2 protein-coding genes are annotated in these 1,320 nt (G+C 62.7%); both read right to left on the bottom strand.

Features of this window, described 5'->3' with window-relative positions; translation table 11 throughout:
- The coding region (locus EN750_RS34640) for a fatty acid desaturase family protein (RefSeq protein WP_127399300.1) at positions 1 to 959 on the bottom strand (959 nt) is incomplete at its 3' end.
- 10 nt (positions 960 to 969) lie between these two features.
- On the bottom strand, positions 970 to 1,320 hold a 351-nt coding region (locus tag EN750_RS34635; RefSeq protein ID WP_127399299.1), incomplete at its 5' end, for a DUF4432 family protein.

Raw genomic sequence — 1,320 nt, 5'->3', positions numbered from 1 at the left:
GGCAGATCGTGCTTGATCAATTCGTGCAGCCTCGGCAGCGCGTGATACGGCACCATCGGGAACATGTGATGTTCGACATGGTAGTTCATGTTCCAATAGATGAAGCGGCTGATCGGGTTCATATAGACGGTGCGCGTGTTCAGCCGGTGGTCGGTGACATTATCGGCCAGGCCGATATGCTGAAGCAGGCCGGTCAGCACCATGTGCCAGCTGCCGTAGAGGCGCGGCAGGCCGATCAGCACCAGCGGCAGGAACGACCACAGATAAAGCGCCAGCGCGATCGTCGCGGCATAGATGGCGACATGCCAGCGCGCGGCTTTGACCACCTTGTGAAGCTCCATCTCGGGAATAAAGCTTTTCTCGTCGGGCGAGATGCTGCCGAACGCATTGCGCACCAGCGTCGGCAGCGAATAGCGGAAATCGAGAATGCCGGTGAAGGCGAGTGCGGCGCGCAGCAGGTCCGGCGGACGCATCACCGCGATCTCGGCGTCGCGGCCGACGATGATCGTGTCGGTGTGATGGCGGGCATGGCTCCAGCGCCAGGTCACCGGGTTGCGCATCAGCATGAAACTGGCGATCTGGTAGACGGCATCGTTCATCCAGCGCGTACGGAAGGCTGTGCCGTGGCCGCACTCGTGCCAGCGCGAGTCGCTGGACGAGCCATAGAGCACGCCATAGACGAGCAGGAACGGCATCACCCACCACGTGCCCCAGAACCAGACGATCCCGGCGGCAGAGCCCAATATGGCAACGATCCAGATGATCGTGTCGCGGATCGCCGGCCCGTCCGAGCGTTGCATCAGCTCTTTCATCGCCTTGCGCGGCACATCGGTGTGATACCACTCGGCCGAGGCCAGCCCGGTCTCGATCGCGATGCGCGTGCTTTCCCCGACCAGGCTGTAGTCGCGCTTTTTCTCCATCACATCGACCTCCGATTTCCGGCCCGCCAGCCGGAGCATTCGTTTCGCATCATGCCCTGTCCGCCAATCCCGGAAAATTGCCCGACGGCACAGGATAATCCTGTTGCGGCTGCCTGGCGATCGACGCGATCTTCGCTTCGGCCGCGGCGATCGCGCCGGCGCCGTCGAGCACCCGGAACACCGCGTCGTAAGAACGGCCTTCGCCATGCTCCAGCCAGATCATCTCGCCTCGCTCGCGCGCCGCGAGATTGCCCAAGACATGGTGTGTCGAGGGCTCTATGCCCAGCGCATACTGCCCTGCCTGGAAATTCTGCCATTGGTAGGCGCAAGGCAGCTGATCCTTGCGCGTGATCACTTCCAGGCCAAGCCCTATGCCGTCATTGACCACCGCCACCGGCAC

This window comes from Mesorhizobium sp. M7A.F.Ca.ET.027.03.2.1 (genome assembly GCF_003999175.1).
Classification (GTDB): domain Bacteria; phylum Pseudomonadota; class Alphaproteobacteria; order Rhizobiales; family Rhizobiaceae; genus Mesorhizobium.
This window is presented reverse-complemented; position numbering and strand designations above follow the sequence as displayed.